The sequence below is a fragment of the Streptomyces sp. NPDC005878 genome (assembly GCF_040629815.1).
In the GTDB taxonomy this organism is placed as follows: domain Bacteria; phylum Actinomycetota; class Actinomycetes; order Streptomycetales; family Streptomycetaceae; genus Streptomyces.
In genome coordinates, this window is the sequence record NZ_JBEXWK010000013.1 from 1 (window position 1) to 20,504 (window position 20,504).

Here is a 20,504-nt window from a genome sequence, read left to right on the forward strand (position 1 = left end):
CGGTTACATTCCGAACCCGGAAGCTAAGCCTTTCAGCGCCGATGGTACTGCAGGGGGGACCCTGTGGGAGAGTAGGACGCCGCCGAACAATTTTTAGCCTCAACCCCCGTGCCCTTTTGGGCCGGGGGTTGAGGCATTTTTGCGTTCAGGACCCATTCGGTTCGAGGGGGCCATTCCGACGCCCCCCTCGAACCCCCTTCAGATTCCCCTCAGAGCCGACCTGCGGCCTTCAGGACCAGGTAGGCGTCCGCCACTGCGGGCGCGAGTTCATCGGGGGTGGCGTCCACGACGGTGACTCCATGCCGCCTCAACTGCTCGGCCGTGCGGCGGCGCTCCTCCTGAGTGCGGCTGGCTGCGGCCGCCTCGTACACGGCGTCCACAGAGCCGCGGGCCTCCGCCATCGCCTTGACGCGCGGGTCTGCGATCGCCGCTACCAGGACTGTTTGGCGCTTCGTGAGCTGGGGAAGGACGGGCAGCAGGCCTTCCTCGACCGGGGCCGCGTCCAGGCTGGTGAACAACACGATCAAGGAACGTCGAGGGGCGTGCGCGAGGGCGGCGGCGCTCAGTCCTCGGGCATCCGTTTCCACGAGCTCGGGCTCAAGTGGCGCCATGGCGTTGACCAGGGCCGGCAGGAGTTCGCCGACGGAGCGGCCCCGTACCTGGGCTCGCACGCGGCGGTCGTAAGCGAGGAGGTCGACGCGGTCGCCGGCGCGGGAGGCGAGGGCGGCCAACAGCAGTGAGGCGTCCAAGGCGGCGTCCAGGCGCGGGATGTCTCCGACGCGACCGGCCGACGTACGTCCCGTATCCAGGACGATGAGGATGTGGCGGTCGCGCTCCGGCCGCCAGGTGCGTACGGCCACGGAATTCTGCCGGGCGGTGGCACGCCAGTCGATGGAGCGGGTGTCGTCCCCCGGGACGTACGGGCGCAGACTGTCGAACTCGGTTCCCTCGCCCCGGGTCAGCACGCTGGTACGGCCGTCGAGTTCCCGCAGCCGCGCGAGCCGCGACGGCAGGTGTTTGCGGCTGGTGAACGGCGGCAGGACGCGCACGGTCCAGGGGACGTGGTGGCTGCCTTCCCGGGAGACGAGGCCCAGGGGCCCGTAGGAGCGGAGGGTGATCCGCTGGGCGCGGCGGTCGCCGCGGCGGGTCGGGCGCAAGGTTGTGGTGAGCCGACGGCGTTCTCCGGCCGGGACTGTCACGGTGTGGCGGGAGGCGTCCTGTTCGGCGGGGGAAGGCCAGCTGCTGGGCGGCCAGGCGTCGCGGAGCTGGGCCCGCAGCGGGCGGGCGGACGGGTTGGTGACGGTGAGGACGACTTCAGCCGCGTCACCCAGTCGAACTGATGTATCACCGTTTCGGGTGAATTGAAGCTTTCGCACTGGCGCGGCGAGGACGTAGTCGCACATCATTGCGAGTGTGAGGGGGGCGTTGACCGCGAGCATTCCCGCCCAGCTCGGGGCCCATACGCCTACGGGGACCGATCCGAGAGCAGCGAGCAGCGCAGCGCGTCCGGTGAGAGCCACGGCCGCCGTCTCAGCGGGGGACGGGGACGTGGGTGAGGACCGAGGTGATGACGGAGTCGGCGGTGACGCCCTCCATCTCCGCCTCGGGCCGCAGCTGGACGCGGTGGCGAAGTGTGGGGAGGGCCAGGGCCTTCACGTCGTCGGGGATGACGTAGTCCCGGCCCGTGAGCCAGGCCCAGGCGCGGGCGGTGGAGAGCAGGGCGGTGGCACCTCGGGGAGAGACACCGAGGCTGAGTGAGGGGGATTCACGCGTGGCACGACAGATATCGACGACATAGCCGGTGATCTCCGCCGAGACCGAGGTCTTGGCGACGGCGGCGCGGGCCGCTTCGAGATCGGCGGCTCCCGCGACGGGGCGGACTCCTGCTGCCTGGAGATCACGAGGATCGAAGCCCTCGGCGTGACGGGCCAGGACATTGATCTCATCCGCCCGGGAGGGCAGGGGCACCGTCAGCTTCAGCAGGAAGCGGTCCAGCTGGGCTTCCGGCAGGGGATACGTGCCCTCGTACTCGACGGGGTTCTGCGTCGCGGCGACCAGGAACGGCTCGGGAAGCGGGCGCGGCGTGCCGTCGACCGTGACCTGGCGCTCCTCCATGGCTTCGAGGAGGGAGGACTGGGTCTTGGGGGGCGTTCGGTTGATCTCGTCCGCGAGCAGCAGATTGGTGAACACGGGGCCGGCCTGGAAGGAGAACTCGGCGGTACGGGCGTCGTAGATCAGCGAACCGGTGACATCACTGGGCATCAGATCGGGGGTGAACTGGACGCGCTTGGTGTCGAGTTCGAGTGAGGCCGCGAGCGAGCGCACCAGGAGTGTCTTGGCGACGCCGGGCACCCCTTCCAGGAGGACGTGGCCGCGGCAGAGCAGGGCCACGACCAGGCCCGTCACGGCGGAGTCCTGGCCGACCACGGCCTTGGCGATCTCGGCGCGCAGGGCCTCCAGGGAGGCGCGGGCGGTGTCCGGGTTCGCTGCGGTCGCCGGGGTTCGGTCGCTCATGAGGTGCGTACCTCTCTTTCGAGGGCGTCGAGTTCGTCCGCGAGGCGGACCAGTGCGGCGTCGTCAGCCGGGGCCGGGCCGAAGAGCAGGACGTGCAGGTCCCGTTCGGGCGCGGGGATCCGGGCGGAGACGGCGGGGACGAGGAGTTCGGGCGCGTGCGCCGAGGCGGCGGGCACGCCCAGGAGGGGGGCAAGTCGGGTGCGTGTGGCCGAACGCAGGGCGTCGGACGCGCGGTCGCGGGCGTTGGTCTTGCGATAGAGGCGGGCCCGGCCCTCGGTGGCCTCGGACGCACGGACGGCAACCGGGAGTTGCTCGGTCACCAGGGGGCCGAGGCGTCGGGCTCGCCAGAGGGCGGCGAGAGCAGCCGCGAGCGCGAGCTGAAGGGTGGCCCAGAGCCAGCCGGACGGAACGAGATCGAAGAAGCTGCGGTCACCGCCGTCGGTGGCCGAGACATCACCGAGCGAGGGGAGGTACCAGACCAGATGGGGGCGGGAACCAAGGAGCTGGAGGGCGAGCGAGGCGTTGCCCTGCTTGTCGAGACGGTGGTTGTAGAAGATGTCGGAGGCGCCGAGCAGGACGGTGTCGCCGTGGGCCGGGGCTTGTATGCGAAGCAGGGTCGGCAGTCCGCCCGCCGGGTAGCAGGCGCCGTCGGCCCGGTTCTCGGAGGCGTAGCGGATGCCGCCGGTGTCGGCGCTTCCGGCGCGGGTGGCGAGGGGCAGGGAGCAGTCCGGCTCACGGTTGCCGACCGAGGCAGAGTCCTCTTCCCGTACGCCGGGGGCGAGGACGGGAAGGGAGGGGGCGCCGGGGGCGAGCAGCACGGTTCGGCCGCCCGACCTGGCGGCGGCGTCGTGGAGTCGGTGCTGCTGGGAGGTGGTGAGCAGATCCGGGGCCGTGACCAGGAGTGTGGTGTCCGCTCCCACAGCCCGGGTGGCTTCGTCGAGGGTGGTGGCCACGTGGGTGGAGACACCCTGGTCCTTCAGGAGTTCGGCGACGGCGCGGCTGCCGTAGCGGTCCGCCGAGCGGGGGTCGAGCCGGCCGTGCTGGTCGCCGGAGCGGGTGGCGGCGAGGGCGATCCCCCCGACCAGGAGGAGCACGGCGGCGAGCAGCACCCCGCGGCTCCGCGTCCAGAGCTGACGGGCCTTGGCGTCGGTGGACGTGGAAGGGGGCGAGGGCGGGGTGGCGGGGGTCTGCGTGCCGGTCATTCGGCCGCTCCTCGGGCAGCCGCCTCCGCCACGGGGTGGTGGGCGAGGGCGCTGAGATCCGGCTTCGTACGGTCCAGATCGTCGTCGAGGTCGCGCAGACGGTCGTACGCGGCCCGGTTCGCCGTACGGCCTCCGTATGTGACGTCGTCGAACTCGCGCGCGGCGGCGCGGAGTCGGTCGGCGTGGCCGGGCAGCGGACGGCCCGCCTCGGCGGCGGCCTCGTCGGCGGTGCGGCCGGGGCGCGGGTCGAGGAGGGCGCGCTCCTCCAGAGAGCGGACGACCGCACGCATCCGTTCCTGGACGGCCTGGGTCCAGCGGCCGGCGGCTGCGTGGGCCTCGGCCGTGGCGCGGTGCTCCGCCGCGCTGCGCGGACGGTCGTCGAAGACCGCGCCGAGGGTGGAGACAGCGCGCTGCGGGGTACCCAGACGCCACCAGAGGGCGGCGATCAGGGCCAGGGCGAACACCGCGATGGCCACGAGGCCGAGCGCGCCTCCCGGGGTCGCGCCCGAGGCGGCGCCGAACAGGCCGCCGACCCAGTCCCAGAAGCGGTTGAGGGCGCGCTCCAGGAGGTTCGGGTCGTTCTCGTGGTACATCGGCTTGGAAAGTTCGCGCCGTGCCGCCTCGCGGGCGGGCACGCGCGGCGTGTCCACCGGTGGTTCACCGGCCGCTCGGACCAGCAGCCGCACCATGCTCGCGCCCCCCGTCGCGGACACCGCATCAGCTCCCGGAAGTCTCGTAGCCCGGCAGTTTGGCGGCGCGGGCGAGGTCGATGTCGAGGGCTTCGCGGCGGATGCGCTGGTCGATGTACAGCAGGGCGGACACCGCGGCGGTGATCGGGTAGGTGATGGCCGCGCCGATCACGGAGCCGATTCCCGTGATGATCAGGAACGGCCAGCCGAAGTCGGCGACGTCCCCCGAGAAGAGGCTGCCGGAGCCGTCGTCCACGATCATGCCGGTCACGGTGAACGGGATCGCGATGATCATCGAGACGATGGAGGTCAGGAGGTACGTCAGCAGGGTGATGCCGAGGATCCGCCACCAGGCGCCGCGCACCAGCTTGGCGGACCGGCGCAGGGACGGCACCAGGCCCTGGCGCTCCAGCATCAGCGCGGGCGCGGCGAGACTGAACCGGACCAGCAGCCAGATCACGACGACGAAGGCGGCCAGCCCGCCGAGGCCGGCCAGGGCCGCACCGGCATCGGACCCGATGAGCACGCCGGGCAGGACGCCGATGCCCACGATCCCGCCCGCCATCAGGGGCAGCAGCACCAGCAGACCGAGCAGCGGCAGCAGCCTCGGCTGTGCCTCCGCCCACGCTTCCCGAAGGGTCACCGGCCGGCCCAGCACGGAGCGGCTGATGACGATGGTGAGGACCGCTGTGACGAAGAGCATGCCGACCAGGGCCAGGGCTCCGACGGGCAGCAGGCTGAGCATGCTCGACCGCAGGAGGTCCATGGCCTGGTCGACGGCCGCGGCGCCGGTGGCGTTCGCGTCGATCTCCGGCGGGTCCGGCAGGAGGTAGCGCTGGACGAGGATCTCCGCGGTCTGCGTGATCACGGCGACCGTGAGGGTCAGCCCGAGGACGGTGCGCCAGTGGGCGCGCATCGTCGACACCGCGCCGTCGAGGATCTCGCCGACCCCGAGCGGGCGGAGCGGGATGACACCGGGCTTGGCGGCCGGCGCGGGCCCCCAGCCGGAGTTCCCGTGCCCGCCGGGAGGCGGAGGCGGGCCCCAGCCGCCCTGCTGGGGCCCAGGACGGCCCGGCGGGGGCGGGGGCGTGCCCGGGCCCGGGGTGGCGGCCGGAGGCGACCACTGGCCCGCCGGAGGCTGGTTACGGGACCACTGCGAGGACGTGCGGGCCCGGTCGGAGGGCTCGGGCTGCCCGGGCGCACCGGCGTCCTCGCCGTCGGAGGGGGCCGATCCGGGCGAAGCCCAGCCCGGAGAGTCGTTCACGGTCGTCCACCTCGTGGATTGGTCGTGGGACCAGCTCGGCGAGCCGGCACGTTGGGGTCGGCAGCCATCGTGCCATGCGGTTCCGGGCCGTGGACCGGCCCCCGTATCTCGTTGGCACCTTCATTTGTCGGCGGCTCACCGGGCAGACTGGGCGGATGGCTGATCACGAGGTGCGATCCACCGTGGGCTCCGAGCCGTCGGGACTGGAACAGCTGCGCTGGGACGAGCCGCCGGAGGGGCCGGTGCTGGTGCTCCTCGACCAGACCCGGCTGCCGGCCGAGGAGGTGGAGCTGGTCTGCACGGATGTGCCGGGGCTGGTGCGGGCCATCCAGACGCTGGCCGTCCGTGGGGCGCCGCTGCTGGGTATCGCGGGGGCGTACGGGGTCGCGCTGGCGGGGGTGCGCGGCTACGACGTCCAGGAGGCCGCGGCTCTGCTGGCGGCGGCGCGGCCCACCGCGGTGAACCTCGGGTACGGGGTGCGCCTGGCGCTCGGGGCGTATCAGGCGGCGCTGGACAAGGGCGCCGCTCCACGGGAGGCGGGGGCGGCGGCGCTGGCGGCCGCGAGGGCCCTGCATCGGGCGGACGCGGAGGCGAGTGTCAGGATGGCTGCCCACGGTCTGGCTCTGCTCGACGAGCTGCTGCCCGGCGGCAGCCACCGGGTGCTCACGCACTGCAACACCGGGCGGCTGGTCTCGGGTGGCGAGGGCACCGCGTTCGCGGTCGCGCTGGCCGCGCACCGGGCGGGGCGGCTGCGGCGGCTGTGGGTCGACGAGACGCGGCCGCTGCTCCAAGGGTCCAGACTGACCGCGTACGAAGCGGCGCGCAGCGGCATGGCGTACAGCCTGCTGACCGACAATGCGGCCGGTTCGCTGTTCGCGGCGGGGGAGGTGGACGCCGTTCTGGTGGGGGCGGACCGGATAGCCGCCGACGGATCGGTGGCGAACAAGGTGGGGAGTTATCCGCTCGCCGTGCTCGCCAAGTACCACCACGTCCCGTTCATCGTGGTGGCGCCGGTCACGACGGTGGATCTGGAAACCCCCGACGGGGCGTCGATCGAGGTCGAGCAGCGGCCCGGGCAGGAGGTGACGGAGCTCACCGGACCACAGGCTCCTGTGGCCGGATGGGGAGCGGGTGGGGGGCTGCCCGTGGCGCCGCTGGGGACGCAGGCGTACAACCCTGCGTTCGATGTGACGCCCCCCGAGCTGGTGACGGCGATCGTCACCGAAGAAGGTGTTCTCTCGCCCGTCACCGGGGGCGGTCTGAGAGAGCTGTGTGCCAGGTCACGCCAGGTAACGATTAGCTAATGGGATGATGACGTTTATGAAGGGACGCGTCCTTGTCGTCGACGACGACACCGCGCTGGCCGAGATGCTCGGCATTGTGCTGCGTGGAGAAGGTTTTGAGCCGTCGTTCGTAGCGGACGGCGACAAGGCACTGGCGGCATTCCGTGAGGCCAAGCCGGACCTGGTACTGCTGGACCTCATGCTGCCCGGACGGGACGGCATCGAGGTCTGCAGGCTGATCAGGGCCGAGTCCGGCGTGCCGATCGTGATGCTCACCGCCAAGAGCGACACGGTGGATGTGGTGGTCGGCCTGGAGTCCGGGGCCGACGACTACATCGTGAAGCCGTTCAAGCCGAAGGAGCTGGTCGCCCGTATCCGGGCGCGCCTGAGGAGGTCGGAGGAGCCGGCGCCGGAGCAGCTGGCGATCGGCGATCTGGTGATCGACGTGGCGGGTCACTCCGTGAAGCGGGACGGGCAGTCCATCGCCCTGACCCCGCTGGAGTTCGACCTGCTGGTCGCGCTGGCGCGCAAGCCCTGGCAGGTGTTCACGCGCGAGGTGCTCCTGGAGCAGGTGTGGGGGTACCGGCACGCGGCGGACACGCGGCTGGTGAATGTGCATGTGCAGCGGCTCCGCTCGAAGGTCGAGAAGGACCCCGAGCGTCCGGAGATCGTGGTGACCGTCCGTGGTGTCGGTTACAAGGCCGGACCGAGCTGACATGTCCCGCGGCGGTGCTGCTCCGAAGCCCGGGAAGCCCGGGGTCCGTGGGGGGCGGGCTGCTGGTGGGGGACGAAAGACGTCATGGGGCGGGCGGATCCTTCAGGAGGGCACGCCCGGCAGCCCCGTGCTGCGGTTGTTCGCGCGCTGGGTGCGGCGTCCGTTGCTGCCCGCCGTGCGGCTGTGGCGGCGCAACATCCAGCTGCGGGTGGTCGCCTCCACCCTGCTGATGTCGCTGGGTGTGGTGCTGCTGCTCGGGTTCGTTGTCATCGGTCAGGTGCGCAACGGGCTCCTCGTCACCAAGGAGAAGGCGTCCGAGAGCCAGTCCGCGGGCGGCTTCGCCGTGGCCAAGGACAAGGCCAGCGCCCCGGCGGCGCCGGGCGGGCAGGACGACGGCTCCGACGGACGGGCCGGCAGTTCGGTGACCTGGCGCAGCGAGCTGGTGACCCAGCTCGCCAGCGGCGGCCAGGGCGCGTTCTACGTGGTCGCGCTGAGCGCCGACTCCGAGGACTCGGGCTCCAGCAACCGCGGCCCGCGCGCCTCGGGCGGTGTGGACCCGGCCGCGAGCGTCCCGCAGAGCCTGCGGGACGACGTCGACCAGGGCACGGGGGCGTACAAGACGTACGCCTCGATCAAGTACCTCGACGGTCAGGAACCGAAGCCGGGCCTGGTCATCGGGACCAAGCTGAAGGACGTCGACGGCCAGGCCTACCAGCTGTACTACCTCTTCCCGCTGGCGCAGGAGGAGAAGACACTCAGCCTGGTCAAGGGCACCCTCGCGACCGCCGGGCTGTTCCTGGTGGTGCTGCTGGGGGCGATCGCCTGGCTGGTGGTGCGCCAGGTCGTCACCCCGGTCCGGATGGCGGCGCAGATCGCGGAGCGGCTCTCCGCGGCCAAGTTGCAGGAACGGATGAAGGTCACCGGCGAGGACGACATCGCGCGGCTCGGCGAGGCCTTCAACAAGATGGCGCAGAACCTCCAGCTCAAGATCCAGCAGTTGGAGGAGCTGTCGCGGATGCAGCGGCGGTTCGTCTCGGACGTCTCGCACGAACTGCGGACGCCGCTGACGACCGTACGGATGGCGGCGGACGTCATCCACGAGGCGCGCGTCGACTTCGATCCGGTGACGGCGCGGTCGGCGGAGCTGCTGGCCGGACAGCTCGACCGGTTCGAGTCGCTGCTGGCGGACCTTCTGGAGATCAGCCGGTTCGACGCCGGGGCGGCCGCCCTGGAGGCCGAGCCGATAGACCTGCGCGAGGTCGTACGCCGGGTGATCGAGGGAGCCGAGCCGCTCGCCGAGCGCAAGGGGACCCGGATACGGGTGGTCGGGGACGAGCAGCCGGTCATCGCCGAGGCCGACGCCCGACGGGTCGAGCGGGTGCTGCGCAACCTCGTGGTCAACGCCGTGGAGCACGGCGAGGGCCGGGACGTGGTGGTGCGTATGGGCTCGGCCGGGGGCGCGGTCGCCATCGCGGTGCGCGACTACGGAGTCGGGCTCAAGCCCGGCGAGGCGACCCGGGTGTTCAACCGCTTCTGGCGGGCCGACCCGGCCCGCGCCAGGACGACCGGGGGCACCGGTCTGGGCCTGTCGATCGCGGTCGAGGACGCACGGCTGCACGGCGGCTGGCTCCAGGCCTGGGGCGAGCCCGGCGGCGGCTCCCAGTTCCGGCTGACGCTGCCGCGTACGGCCGACGAGCCGCTGCGCGGATCTCCGATACCACTGGAGCCGGAGGATTCACGGGCCGCGCGGGAGCGGGCCCGGGTGGGCGCGGCGCCCGAGCAGGGCAACGGACTGCGTCTGGCGAGTGTGCCGGTCCAGCCCGCCGCCACCCGCTCCTCGCTGCCGGTGCCGCCCCGGCCGCCGGTCCCGCCGCGTACGTCCGGGCCGGCCGCCGATCCGACCGCGCTGCCCGGTGGCGGCGGGGCCAGGGTGGTGCCGCGGGTCACCGACGCGCGCGGGGAGGGCGAGTCCGTACCATCGCAGGCTGCTGACAGAGCGGCTGCCCCGGCAGCCGCCGACCAGGAGGAATCGTCTCGTGGGCGCTGATCGGGGGAGGGGCCGCGGCCGCCGGCTGCGGTCGGCCGCGCTGCTGGGCTGCGGCGGTGTGCTGGTGGCGGGGTGCGCGTCGATGCCCGACAGCGGGGACGTGCACGCGGTGCAGGCCTCGCAGCGCGCCGACTCGCAGGTGCAGGTGTACGCGGTGCCGCCGCGTGAGGGGGCGGCCGCGGACGAGATAGTCGACGGGTTCCTGGAGGCGATGACCAGTGACGACCCGCAGTTCGCGACGGCGCGCAAGTATCTGACGCCGCAGGCCGCGCGGACGTGGAAGCCGGATCAGGCGACCACGGTGCTGGCCGACGGGCCGAACCCGCAGCCGAGCCGGACCAGCGACAAGGGCGACAGCTCCAGTTTCACGTTCACCGTGACCGGCAGACCGGTCGCCGTGGTGGACAAGCAGCACGCCTACCAACCGGCCGGGGCCAAGTCGGCGTACAACGAGACGATCCATCTCGTACGGCAGAACACGGCGAGCGGCAAGGAGTGGCGCATCGACACGCTGCCCGAGGGGCTGCTGCTCGGCCAGTCGGACTTCCAGCGCATCTACCGCTCCGTCAACAAGTACTACTTCGCCTCCGGTCAGGACCGGTTGGTCGCCGACCCGGTGTACGTGCGCCAGCGCAACGACCCCGAGACACAGATGAACCTGGTCACCCAGACGGTCATGGCCGTGCTGGAGGGTCCGACCAACTGGCTGCGCCCGGTGGTGGGTTCGCGCTTCCCGAGCGGTACGGCGCTGAAGGACGGCACCAAGGCGCTCGCGTTCGACGACCGCAACGCGCTCAAGGTGCCGCTCAGTGAGCGGGCGTCCAACGTCGGCGGTGGTCAGTGCCGCAAGATGGCGGCCCAACTGCTGTTCACCCTGCGGGATCTGACGGCGACCCGGGTCAGCCAGGTCGAGCTGGACCGGGCGAACGGCTCGCAGCTGTGCGTGCTCGGCGGCGACCAGGCCGAGCAGTACGCCCCGGAGCGCGTCTCGCCCAAGCCCGGCCAGTACTTCGTGGACACGCAGGGGCGGCTCGCGCGGATGCGTGCCGGGGAGCACGACAGCGCGGACGGCGCCGACAGTGCCGAGAGCGCGGACGGGGACGTGGTCACCGAGCTGGTCCCCGGACCGTTCGGCCGGGGCGAGCAGCGGCTGCGTTCGGTGGCGGTGGAGCGGGGCGAGAGGCGCGCCGCGGGTGTGACGAATGACGGCCGCTCGCTGTACGTGGCGCCGATCGTCTCCGACGGCGAGCTGGTGAAGACGCCGGTGACCAGCCAGAGCAAGGATCCGAAGGACGGACTCTCGGCGCCCAGTTGGGACGGCCGCGACGATCTGTGGGTGGCCGACCGCGACCCGGCCCACCCCCGGCTGCTCCACCTCGACCACGGCCAGGGACAGCCGCAGGAGGTCGATGTCGCCGGTCTGAACGGGGCGCACATCGAACAGGTGCGGATGTCGGCGGACAGCGTACGGATCGCCCTCCTGGTGAACGAGGGCGGGCGCACGACGCTGCGGATCGGCCGCGTGGAGCGGATCGGCGACCCTGAGCACCCCCAGGTCTCCGTGGTGGAACTGCGCCCCGGCGCACCGCAGATGGAGGATGTGACGGCGGTGTCCTGGGCGGGCCGCAGCCGCCTGGTCGTGGTCGGCAAGGAGACCGGCGGCCTCCAGCAGCAGTTGCGGTACATGCAGACCGACGGCTCGCTGTCGGCCGCGGGCAATCTGCCGGGCGCCAACCGGGTGACCGAGATCGCCGCCGCGGACGACGAGCGGCTGCCGCTCGTGGCGCACTCCAAGGAGGACGGCATTGTCCGGCTGCCGCCGGGCGCCAACTGGAAGACGGCGGTCAAGGCGGGGTCCTCGCCGGTCTACCCCGGCTGACCCGGCTGACCGAACTGACCCGGCTGACAGGCGCGCCGCCCCGCGACTGTCAGCCGGATGCTCGGTCGGCCGATCGGCCCCATGGGCCCGGTCGGCCGCCGCCGCCCTGCCGTCCGCCCCGCCGATCCGGTGAGGGCGGTGCCTCGGCGCCTTCGGGCGCAGGCCGGCTCACCCCGCCGGCTCCGCCGTTCCCATGAGGGCGGTGCCCCGGCGCCTTCAACCGCCCGGCCGGGGCTTCCCGCCGGTTTTCCACAGGGGTGGCCGGGCAGCCTCGCTGTTGGCAGAGTGGATGCCATGCGGGGATGGTGGCAGGAGGTCTCCGGGCTGGTGCTGCCGGTTGCCTGCGGCGGCTGCGGCAGTCCCCGTACGGCGCTGTGCGAGCGGTGCGCGGCGGCGCTGCTCGGTGTGCGGGCGCGGCGGGTCCGACCTGCCCCCGAGCCCGCGGGACTGCCGGTGGTGTACGCGGCGGCGGTCTACGAGGACGCCGTACGGGCGGTGCTCCTCGCGCACAAGGAACGCGGTGCCCTGGGGCTCGCCGGAGTCCTCGGGCAGGCGCTCGCGGGCGCGGTGCGCGCGGCCGCGGCAGCGCCCCGGGACGGGCCGCTGCTGCTCGTGCCGGTGCCGTCGGCGCGGCGTGCGGTGCGGGCGCGCGGGCATGACGCGGCGCGCCGGATCGCCCTGGCGGCGGCGGGGGAGCTGCGGCGTACGGGAACGGACGCGCGCGTGGCGGCGGTGCTGCGTCAGCGGCGTGCGGTGGCGGACCAGTCGGGGCTGAGCGCCCGGCAGCGGCTGGCGAATCTGAGCGGGGCGCTGGAGGTGTCGGTGGGCGGTGACAGGCTGCTGGAGCGGGGCCGGGTGGTCCTGGTGGACGACCTCATGACCACGGGTGCCTCGCTGGTGGAGGCGGCCCGGGCGGTGGCGTGCGCGGCGGGTGGGACGGGCGGCGCGGCGGGTGGTTCTCCGGCGTACGCGAGGCCCGGATTCGCGCACCGACGGGCGACTGCCGCGGTCGTCGCGTCGACCTTCGCATCTTTTGAAATAAACCGGAACTGACGGGGAACCTGCATCGTTGCAGGTGATAAGACGCATGAAACACCTGAACGGAGGTACGTGCTGGTAGCGGGTGCCGACATCCGTCCGAGCGAGCTATGTTCGGTTGTGAGGAATGGCGACAGCCGGCCTCACGGAATGTACGGCCTCGCTTCTGGGTACTTCCCTGACCCTGAAGTCGGTGGGGTGGCGATCTTCCCCACGGGGGAGGAGGAGGTGAAAGTCGCCCAGTCCGAGACTCCGGTGCCCACCGGAGTCTGGTGCAAGAGGGAGATGCTCCGCGGTTGAGGCGGAGTAATCCGGGAACGGAGTTCTGCGTGGACATCGTCGTCAAGGGCCGCAAGACCGAGGTACCCGAGCGGTTCCGCAAGCACGTGGCCGAGAAGCTGAAGCTGGAGAAGATCCAGAAGCTCGACGGCAAGGTAATCAGCCTCGACGTCGAGGTGTCCAAGGAACACAACCCGCGGCAGGCCGACCGTTCCGACCGAGTGGAGATCACGCTGCACTCGCGTGGTCCGGTGATCCGCGCGGAGGCGGCGGCGGCCGATCCGTACGCAGCCCTCGACCTCGCCCACAGCAAGCTGGAGGCGCGGCTGCGCAAGCAGCACGACAAGCGCTACACCCGCAGGGGCAACGGCCGGCTCTCGGCTGCCGAGGTGGCCGACGTGGTCCCGGGCGTGGCCCAGTTGAACGCGAACGGCGAGCCCGTGGGCGGATCGCGGGAGGAGAGCGTTCCCGTCACCCGGATGGGATCGGTCGAGGTACAGGGCGAAGGACCGCTGGTGGTCCGCGAGAAGAACCATGTCGCCGCCCCGATGACACTCGACCAGGCGCTCTACGAGATGGAACTGGTCGGACACGACTTCTACCTCTTCGTCGATTCCGAGACGAAGAACCCCAGCGTCGTCTACCGGCGGCACGCCTACGACTACGGCGTGATCCACCTGGAGACGGACCCGCTGGCCGGTGAGGACGCGAGCGGCGCCGGCGGAGCGCTCGGCGGATGACCAGGTGGGCGACGCGCTGAACGGACCCGTGCGGCGCGCCGTACCAGAGAGCGGTGATGCCCCTGGAGCGCCTTGTGCGCCCCCAGGGGCACCACTGTGCGACGACTGGAGCACCGCTCTGTCGGCCGGGCATGAAATCATGGCGTCGCACGCCAACCGCTTCTCCCCGGAGCGCGGTTGGCAGCCACACCAACTCGGGCCATGGCCTTCAGGGGGAGGAACGATGGCAGACAGCTTCGGGCCGGTGCACGGCGGGTCGGCCCCGGACGGTTCTGACGGTGCTCCCACCGGCATGGAAGCGGCCGGGTCGCGCAAGGAGCCCATCCGGGTCCTGGTCGTCGACGACCACGCGCTGTTCCGCCGGGGCCTGGAGATCGTGCTGGCCGCCGAGGAGGACATCCAGGTCGTCGGCGAGGCGGGCGACGGGGCGGAGGCCGTGGACAAGGCGGCGGACCTGCTGCCCGACATCGTGCTGATGGACGTGCGGATGCCGCGGCGCGGAGGGATCGAGGCCTGCACCTCCATCAAGGAGGTCGCTCCCAGCGCGAAGATCATCATGCTGACGATCAGCGACGAGGAGGCCGACCTCTACGACGCGATCAAGGCGGGGGCGACGGGCTACCTCCTCAAGGAGATCTCCACCGACGAGGTGGCGACCGCCATCCGGGCGGTCGCGGACGGCCAGTCCCAGATCAGTCCGTCGATGGCGTCGAAGCTGCTCACCGAGTTCAAGTCGATGATCCAGCGCACCGACGAGCGCCGGCTGGTGCCGGCGCCGAGGCTCACCGACCGTGAGCTCGAAGTGCTCAAGCTCGTGGCGACGGGGATGAACAACCGGGACATCGCCAAGGAGTTGTTCATCTCCGAGAACACGGTGAAGAACCACGTCCGCAACATCCTGGAGAAGCTTCAGCTGCACTCCCGGATGGAGGCGGTGGTGTACGCGATGCGCGAGAAGATCCTGGAGATCCGCTAGCCCGCCCCACCCCGCCCGCCCCGCCGGGGCCTCCCCGGGACAGGGAGGCTCAGACCGCCGCTATCGCCGCCGTCAGCTCACGGGCGAGGCCCGGTGTGTCGGCGCGCTCGATCCGTACGGCGTCGCAGCCCACCCACAGCGCCGCCTCCAGCAGGGCCTGCGCCATCGGGGCGATCGCCTTGGGCGTCTCCAGGGAGACCTGCTTGGCCACCAGGGTGCGGCCCTCGCGGGCGGGGTCGACGCGGCCGAGCAGCCTCCCGCCCACCAGCAGGGGCATCGCGAAGTATCCGTACACCCGCTTCGGCTTGGGGGTGTACGCCTCAAGGCGGTGGGTGAAGCCGAAGATCCGCTCGGTGCGCGCGCGGTCCCAGATCAGCGAGTCGAACGGGGACAGCAGCGTCGTACGGTGACGTCCGCGCGGCTCGGTGGCCAGCGCCTGCGGGTCCGCCCAGGCGGCCTTGTCCCAGCCCTGGACGGTGATGGGCACCAGACCGGAGTCGGCGATGACCGCGTCGACCTGCTCGCCCTTGAGGCGGTGGTAGTCCGCGATGTCCGCGCGGGTGCCCACGCCGAGGGAGCGGCCCGCAAGCGCGACGAGCCGACGCAGGCACTCGGCGTCGTCCAGCTCGTCGTGCAGGTGGACGTCCGGAATGGCGCGCTCGGCGAGGTCGTACACCCGCTTCCAGCCGCGCCGTTCGACGCAGACCACCTCGCCGTACATCAGCGCGCGCTCGACGGCGACCTTGGACTCGGACCAGTCCCACCACTCGCCCTTGTTCTTGGCGCCGCCCAAGTCCGTCGCGGTCAGGGGCCCTTCGGCCCGCAGCTGCTTGATCACCTGCTGGTACGCCGCGTCCGGCAGGTCGTGGTGCCACTGCGGGCGGGTGCGGTAGGCGCGGCGGCGGAACGCGAAGTGCGGCCACTCCTCCACGGGCAGGATGCAGGCGGCGTGCGACCAGTACTCGAAGGCGTGGGAGCCCGTCCAGTACGCCGTGTCCACCGTCTTGCGGCCCACCGCGCCCAGACGCGCGTACGGAATCAGCTCGTGCGACCGGGCGAGGACCGAGATCGTGTCGAGCTGGACCGCGCCCAGGTGGCGCAGCACGCCCCGCACCCCGCCCTTGCGGTCGGGCGCGCCCATGAATCCCTGGGCGCGCAGGGCGATGCGACGGGCCTCGTCGGCGGAGAGTTGGGCAACGGGACGCGGCAGGCTGGTCATGCTCCGCACGATAGACGCCGGCACTGACAATCCACCGGGGAGGCCAGTGCCCCGGGGCCTTCACGGTCGGAGCCCCACACGCCCGGGACCCTCGCTTCCGTGAGCCCCACACGCCCGGGGCCTCGCTCCCGTAAGCCCCTCACACCCGCGAGCCCGTCACGCCCGGGAGCCGCCGCTCACGCCCGTGGGCCGCTCACGCCGGCCCGTGCGCCCCACACCCACGCGCCCTTCCCGTACGGGGCATCCCCGCCCGGCTCACACCCGCGCGGGCAGGTACGCGCGCGTGGTGGGCAGGCCCAGGTCGCCGGGGAGGAGGCCGCCCACCCAGCTGTCGCGGCGGGTGCCGCCGTGGACGAGGCCCGCGCGCAGGGTGCCCTCCATGGTGAAGCCCGCCTTCTCGGCCACCGCGCGCGAGGCCGTGTTGCCGACCTCCGCCCGCCACTCCAGGCGTTCGACTCCCGCCGATTCGAAGGCCCAGCGGGCGGCGGCGAGGGCCGCCTCGGTCATGTAGCCGCGGCCCCGGTGCTCCTTGGCCGCCCAGAACCCCAGCTCGGCGACGTTCTCGCCACGCCGCATGAGGCCGACCATCGCCACCAGCGCGCCCTCCGCCTCCGCAGCCCCCACGGCCCCAGCGGGACTCTTCGGAGACCCTGACGTCTCGGCTGCCCCACGGCCCCCGTGAGCCTCATCCGCCCCCGCGGTCACCCGCAGACGTACCGCGAACGTGTAGTCGGAGTCGTCCCGCCAGCCGTTGGGGGCGAAGGTGCCGGTGAAGGCCTCGGCGTGCTCGCGCAGATAGGGGGAGGGGACGGTCGTCCATCGCTGGATGTCGGGGTCCTGACAGGCCACGTAGGTGTCGTCCGCGTCCTGCGGGCCGACGGGGCGCAGCAGCAGGCGTCCGGTGGTGAGAGTGACTGGGTCCATCGGCTGATTCTCCGCGCGGGACCGGAGCGGACGCCAGGGCTTTTCGTGTTTCCCGGCACCTTCCGGGCGCCCGGTCCGTTGTCGTCATGGCAGACCTCCCGGCGCGGGCGGGTCCTCGCATACGATGGCCGTTGCCCAGAAGTAATCAACCGTACTCGACCGCGCCAGGCCCGACCGGCAAGGAGACCAACCCCCGTGTCCGTCCTTTCAAAGCTCATGCGTGCAGGCGAAGGCAAGATCCTGCGCAAGCTGCACCGCATCGCGGACCAGGTCAACTCCATCGAAGAGGACTTCGTGAACCTCTCCGACGCCGAGCTCCGTGCCCTCACCGACGAGTACAAGGAGCGGTACGCGAACGGGGAGAGCCTGGACGACCTGCTCCCGGAAGCCTTCGCCACCGTCCGCGAAGCCGCCAAGCGCGTCCTCGGCCAGCGTCACTACGACGTCCAGATGATGGGTGGAGCGGCCCTGCACCTCGGCTATGTGGCCGAGATGAAGACCGGTGAGGGCAAGACCCTCGTCGGCACGCTCCCCGCCTACCTCAACGCGCTCTCCGGCAAGGGCGTGCACCTGATCACGGTCAACGACTACCTGGCCGAGCGCGACTCCGAGATGATGGGCCGGGTGCACAAGTTCCTCGGCCTCGAGGTCGGCTGCATCCTGGCCAACATGTCGCCCGCCGAGCGCCGCGCGCAGTACGCCTGCGACATCACGTACGGAACGAACAACGAGTTCGGTTTCGACTACCTGCGCGACAACATGGCGTGGTCCCAGGAGGAGCTCGTCCAGCGCGGTCACAACTTCGCGATCGTCGACGAGGTCGACTCCATCCTGGTCGACGAGGCGCGTACGCCGCTGATCATCTCCGGCCCGGCCGACCAGGCCACCAAGTGGTACGGCGACTTCGCCAAGCTGGTCACCCGCCTCACCAAGGGCGAGGCGGGCAACCCGCTCAAGGGCATCGAGGAGACCGGCGACTACGAGGTCGACGAGAAGAAGCGCACCGTCGCCATCCACGAGCCGGGCGTCGCCAAGGTCGAGGACTGGCTGGGCATCGACAACCTCTACGAGTCGGTGAACACCCCGCTCGTCGGTTATCTGAACAACGCCATCAAGGCGAAGGAACTGTTCAAGAAGGACAAGGACTACGTCGTCATCGACGGCGAAGTCATGATCGTCGACGAGCACACCGGCCGTATCCTCGCCGGCCGCCGCTACAACGAGGGCATGCACCAGGCGATCGAGGCGAAGGAAGGGGTGGACATCAAGGACGAGAACCAGACCCTCGCCACGATCACCCTCCAGAACTTCTTCCGCCTTTACGACAAGCTCTCCGGCATGACCGGTACGGCGATGACCGAGGCCGCCGAGTTCCATCAGATCTACAAGCTGGGCGTCGTGCCGATCCCGACGAACAAGCCCATGGTCCGCAAGGACCAGTCGGACCTGATCTACCGCACCGAGGTCGCCAAGTTCGACGCGGTGGTCGACGACATCGCCGAGAAGCACGAGAAGGGCCAGCCGATCCTGGTCGGCACCACCTCGGTCGAGAAGTCCGAGTACCTCTCGCAGCAGCTCTCCAAGCGCGGCATCCAGCACGAGGTGCTGAACGCCAAGCAGCACGACCGGGAGGCGACGATCGTCGCCCAGGCCGGCCGCAAGGGCGCCGTCACTGTCGCCACGAACATGGCGGGCCGAGGCACCGACATCAAGCTCGGCGGCAACCCGGACGACCTCGCCGAGGCGGAGCTGCGCCAGCGCGGCCTGGACCCGGTGGAGCACGTCGAGGAGTGGGCGCAGGCGCTGCCCGCCGCCCTGGAGAAGGCCGAGCAGGCCGTCAAGGCGGAGTTCGAGGAGGTCAAGGAGCTCGGCGGTCTGTACGTGCTGGGCACCGAGCGCCACGAGTCGCGCCGTATCGACAATCAGCTGCGCGGCCGCTCCGGCCGTCAGGGCGACCCGGGCGAGTCCCGCTTCTACCTGTCGCTCGGTGACGACCTGATGCGCCTGTTCAAGGCCCAGATGGTCGAGCGCGTGATGTCGATGGCCAACGTGCCGGACGACGTGCCGATCGAGAACAAGATGGTGACGCGCGCGATCGCGTCGGCCCAGTCGCAGGTCGAGCAGCAGAACTTCGAGACGCGCAAGAACGTCCTGAAGTACGACGAGGTGCTCAACCGCCAGCGCGAGGTCATCTACGGGGAGCGCCGCCGCGTCCTGGAGGGCGAGGACCTGCACGAGCAGGTGCAGCACTTCATGGACGACACCATCGACGCCTACATCCAGGCGGAGACCGTCGAGGGCTTCGCCGAGGAGTGGGACCTGGACCGGCTGTGGGGCGCCTTCAAGCAGCTCTACCCGGTGAAGGTCACCGTGGAGGAGCTGGAGGAGGCGGCGGGCGACCGCGCGGGCATCACCGCCGAGTTCATCGCCGAGTCCATCAAGGACGACATCCACGAGCAGTACGCGGCGCGCGAGGAGCAGCTCGGCTCCGAGATCATGCGTGAGCTGGAGCGGCGCGTGGTCCTCTCGGTGCTCGACCGCAAGTGGCGCGAGCACCTCTACGAGATGGACTACCTCCAGGAGGGCATCGGCCTGCGGGCCATGGCGCAGAAGGACCCGCTGGTCGAGTACCAGCGCGAGGGCTTCGACATGTTCAACGCCATGATGGACGGCATCAAGGAGGAGTCCGTCGGCTACCTGTTCAACCTGGAGGTCCAGGTCGAGCAGCAGGTCGAGGAGGTGCCGGTCGAGGACGCGGCGCCGTCCGACCGGCCGTCGCTGGAGAAGGAGCCCGCCGGGGCGCGTCCGGAGATCCGGGCCAAGGGCCTGGACGCCCCGCAGCGCCCGGACCGGCTGCACTTCTCGGCGCCGACGGTGGACGGCGAGGGCGGTGTCGTTGAGGGCGACTTCGACAACGGCGACGAGCCGGCCCGTTCCGAGGCCGACGGTATGACCCGCGCGGAGCGCCGCAAGGCCCAGAAGAGCACGGGCGGCCGTCGCCGCAAGAAGTAGGGGCACCGCGCGCCCGCGAGGCGCGCTGTCACCGGGTGGGGCCGGGCACCGTACGGGTGCCCGGCCCCACTTCTACTGCCGCGCACCGCCAGCGCAGGTCGGCGCCCTGCTCCAGGCGGAAGGCCATGGCGCGCACGTGGTCGCCTGCGCCGATGCGCGCGAAGGCCTCGATGACGCCCGGCCGGGGCACGTACTCGTCGCAGTGGCGCACCACCGGCCGGCACGAGGCCCGCAGCGGGCTGGCCGGGGCCAGGAGCACCAGCTGCTCGTACGCCTCGCCGACGGTGTGGCCCAGCATCCAGTGGACCGGGCGGTGGCCGCTGAGGACGGCGAGCAGACGTTCGGCGAACCAGTAGCGCGGCAGCCGCTGGCGCCGGGCGTAGGCGGAGACGGCGGCGGTCCTGCCGGGTCCCACGCGGTCGCCGCGGCCCGCGGGCCGGGTGCTGTCGGTTCGCGCGGCCGTCCTCGTCCTGTCGGTCCTGTTCATCTCCGTCGCCCCCTTTGATACCGGCCAGTAGCTTTCTGTTGGGGATCTTGTACGGGGGTGGCGGCGCCGGTCGCAAGGGCGGCGGCAGGGGCGTGGCGGGGCCCGGGAGGTTCACCTATCCGGGTGATCCGGGGCCGTGCGGGGCCGGTGGCGCCGGGGCATCCGGCGCCAGGCATCCCCGGGCCGCCGAGGCCGTCCGGGCAACCCGAAGGGGGACTCCCACACGTATCCTGAGG

16 protein-coding genes and 1 rRNA gene are annotated in these 20,504 nt (G+C 71.6%); 9 read left to right on the plus strand and 8 right to left on the minus strand.

Annotation, left to right across the window (positions count from 1 at the left end; genetic code table 11):
* A 5S ribosomal RNA gene (gene rrf / locus ABZ404_RS20055) occupies nt 1-88 on the plus strand; the annotation flags it as partial.
* A gap of 121 nt (nt 89-209) precedes the next feature.
* Here rrf and ABZ404_RS20060 read toward each other — a convergent pair.
* From ABZ404_RS20060 to ABZ404_RS20080, 5 genes are read right to left on the minus strand one after another with little or no spacing between them, the layout of a single operon-like run.
* Entirely contained in the window at nt 210-1,520 is a 1,311-nt protein-coding gene (locus tag ABZ404_RS20060; RefSeq protein WP_358835996.1) for a DUF58 domain-containing protein, read from the minus strand.
* A 10-nt stretch (nt 1,521-1,530) separates the two neighbouring features.
* Nucleotides 1,531-2,514 carry a MoxR family ATPase gene (locus ABZ404_RS20065; protein WP_358835995.1) on the minus strand — a complete coding sequence of 328 codons (984 nt, stop codon included), beginning with the start codon at nt 2,512-2,514 and terminating at the stop codon, nt 1,531-1,533.
* Nucleotides 2,511-3,716: a DUF4350 domain-containing protein gene (locus tag ABZ404_RS20070; protein ID WP_358835994.1), complete on the minus strand. Its 1,206-nt coding sequence runs from the start codon at nt 3,714-3,716 to the stop codon at nt 2,511-2,513. Before ABZ404_RS20070 ends, ABZ404_RS20065 begins: the two co-directional genes overlap by 4 nt.
* Nucleotides 3,713-4,429 (minus strand): DUF4129 domain-containing protein, encoded by a 717-nt coding sequence (locus ABZ404_RS20075; RefSeq protein WP_358835993.1) that lies wholly within the window; start codon nt 4,427-4,429, stop codon nt 3,713-3,715. The genes ABZ404_RS20070 and ABZ404_RS20075 overlap by 4 nt, the downstream gene beginning before the upstream one ends.
* 4 nt (nt 4,430-4,433) lie before the next feature.
* Nucleotides 4,434-5,669, minus strand: a complete 1,236-nt coding sequence (locus ABZ404_RS20080) for a hypothetical protein (RefSeq protein WP_358835992.1) — start codon at nt 5,667-5,669, stop codon at nt 4,434-4,436.
* A 155-nt stretch (nt 5,670-5,824) separates the two neighbouring features.
* On the opposite strand from ABZ404_RS20080, the gene mtnA reads away from it, so the two are divergent.
* The 7 genes from mtnA to ABZ404_RS20115 all read left to right on the plus strand — a co-directional run bounded on the left by mtnA (nt 5,825) and on the right by ABZ404_RS20115 (nt 14,626).
* Nucleotides 5,825-6,973 carry an S-methyl-5-thioribose-1-phosphate isomerase gene (gene mtnA, locus ABZ404_RS20085; protein ID WP_358835991.1) on the plus strand — a complete coding sequence of 383 codons (1,149 nt, stop codon included), beginning with the start codon at nt 5,825-5,827 and terminating at the stop codon, nt 6,971-6,973.
* Nucleotides 6,974-6,977: 4 nt separating this feature from the next.
* A complete protein-coding gene (mtrA, locus tag ABZ404_RS20090) occupies nt 6,978-7,667 on the plus strand; it encodes a two-component system response regulator MtrA (RefSeq protein WP_188278465.1) in 690 nt (229 codons plus the stop codon).
* Between the two features lies 1 nt (nt 7,668).
* Nucleotides 7,669-9,714, plus strand: a complete 2,046-nt coding sequence (gene mtrB / locus ABZ404_RS20095; RefSeq protein ID WP_358835990.1) for an MtrAB system histidine kinase MtrB — start codon at nt 7,669-7,671, stop codon at nt 9,712-9,714.
* A complete protein-coding gene (locus ABZ404_RS20100; RefSeq protein ID WP_358835989.1) occupies nt 9,704-11,593 on the plus strand; it encodes an LpqB family beta-propeller domain-containing protein in 1,890 nt (629 codons plus the stop codon). Before mtrB ends, ABZ404_RS20100 begins: the two co-directional genes overlap by 11 nt.
* 294 nt (nt 11,594-11,887) lie before the next feature.
* The gene (locus ABZ404_RS20105) at nt 11,888-12,646 is read left to right on the plus strand and encodes a ComF family protein (protein ID WP_358990634.1); all 759 of its coding nucleotides are present in this window, start codon (nt 11,888-11,890) and stop codon (nt 12,644-12,646) included.
* A 314-nt stretch (nt 12,647-12,960) separates the two neighbouring features.
* Nucleotides 12,961-13,650 (plus strand): ribosome-associated translation inhibitor RaiA, encoded by a 690-nt coding sequence (gene raiA, locus ABZ404_RS20110; RefSeq protein WP_358836708.1) that lies wholly within the window; start codon nt 12,961-12,963, stop codon nt 13,648-13,650.
* A 223-nt stretch (nt 13,651-13,873) separates the two neighbouring features.
* Nucleotides 13,874-14,626: a response regulator transcription factor gene (locus tag ABZ404_RS20115; RefSeq protein ID WP_358836707.1), complete on the plus strand. Its 753-nt coding sequence runs from the start codon at nt 13,874-13,876 to the stop codon at nt 14,624-14,626.
* A gap of 49 nt (nt 14,627-14,675) precedes the next feature.
* Here ABZ404_RS20115 and ABZ404_RS20120 read toward each other — a convergent pair whose 3' ends face one another.
* Both ABZ404_RS20120 and ABZ404_RS20125 read right to left on the minus strand, forming a co-directional pair.
* Complete coding sequence (locus ABZ404_RS20120) at nt 14,676-15,845, minus strand: crosslink repair DNA glycosylase YcaQ family protein (RefSeq protein ID WP_358836706.1); 1,170 nt, start codon at nt 15,843-15,845, stop codon at nt 14,676-14,678.
* A gap of 255 nt (nt 15,846-16,100) precedes the next feature.
* Nucleotides 16,101-16,769 carry a GNAT family N-acetyltransferase gene (locus tag ABZ404_RS20125; RefSeq protein WP_358836705.1) on the minus strand — a complete coding sequence of 223 codons (669 nt, stop codon included), beginning with the start codon at nt 16,767-16,769 and terminating at the stop codon, nt 16,101-16,103.
* Between the two features lie 195 nt (nt 16,770-16,964).
* On the opposite strand from ABZ404_RS20125, the gene secA reads away from it, so the two are divergent.
* Nucleotides 16,965-19,781: a preprotein translocase subunit SecA gene (gene secA, locus ABZ404_RS20130; protein WP_358836704.1), complete on the plus strand. Its 2,817-nt coding sequence runs from the start codon at nt 16,965-16,967 to the stop codon at nt 19,779-19,781.
* Between the two features lie 28 nt (nt 19,782-19,809).
* Here the strand turns inward: secA and ABZ404_RS20135 are convergent, their stop codons facing one another.
* Entirely contained in the window at nt 19,810-20,268 is a 459-nt protein-coding gene (locus ABZ404_RS20135) for an Rv3235 family protein (RefSeq protein ID WP_358836703.1), read from the minus strand.
* Nucleotides 20,269-20,504 lie beyond the last annotated feature (236 nt).

Bases quoted from the DNA above. Each gene is read 5' to 3' on its own strand.
- ABZ404_RS20065 (WP_358835995.1), bottom strand. From the start codon at position 2,514: ATGAGCGACCGAACCCCGGCGACCGCAGCGAACCCGGACACCGCCCGC.
- ABZ404_RS20135 (WP_358836703.1), bottom strand. From the start codon at position 20,268: ATGAACAGGACCGACAGGACGAGGACGGCCGCGCGAACCGACAGCACC.
- mtnA (WP_358835991.1), top strand. From the start codon at position 5,825: ATGGCTGATCACGAGGTGCGATCCACCGTGGGCTCCGAGCCGTCGGGA.
- mtrB (WP_358835990.1), top strand. From the start codon at position 7,669: ATGTCCCGCGGCGGTGCTGCTCCGAAGCCCGGGAAGCCCGGGGTCCGT.
- ABZ404_RS20120 (WP_358836706.1), bottom strand. From the start codon at position 15,845: ATGACCAGCCTGCCGCGTCCCGTTGCCCAACTCTCCGCCGACGAGGCC.
- ABZ404_RS20115 (WP_358836707.1), top strand. From the start codon at position 13,874: ATGGCAGACAGCTTCGGGCCGGTGCACGGCGGGTCGGCCCCGGACGGT.
- ABZ404_RS20125 (WP_358836705.1), bottom strand. From the start codon at position 16,769: ATGGACCCAGTCACTCTCACCACCGGACGCCTGCTGCTGCGCCCCGTC.
- mtrA (WP_188278465.1), top strand. From the start codon at position 6,978: ATGATGACGTTTATGAAGGGACGCGTCCTTGTCGTCGACGACGACACC.
- ABZ404_RS20070 (WP_358835994.1), bottom strand. From the start codon at position 3,716: ATGACCGGCACGCAGACCCCCGCCACCCCGCCCTCGCCCCCTTCCACG.
- ABZ404_RS20105 (WP_358990634.1), top strand. From the start codon at position 11,888: ATGCGGGGATGGTGGCAGGAGGTCTCCGGGCTGGTGCTGCCGGTTGCC.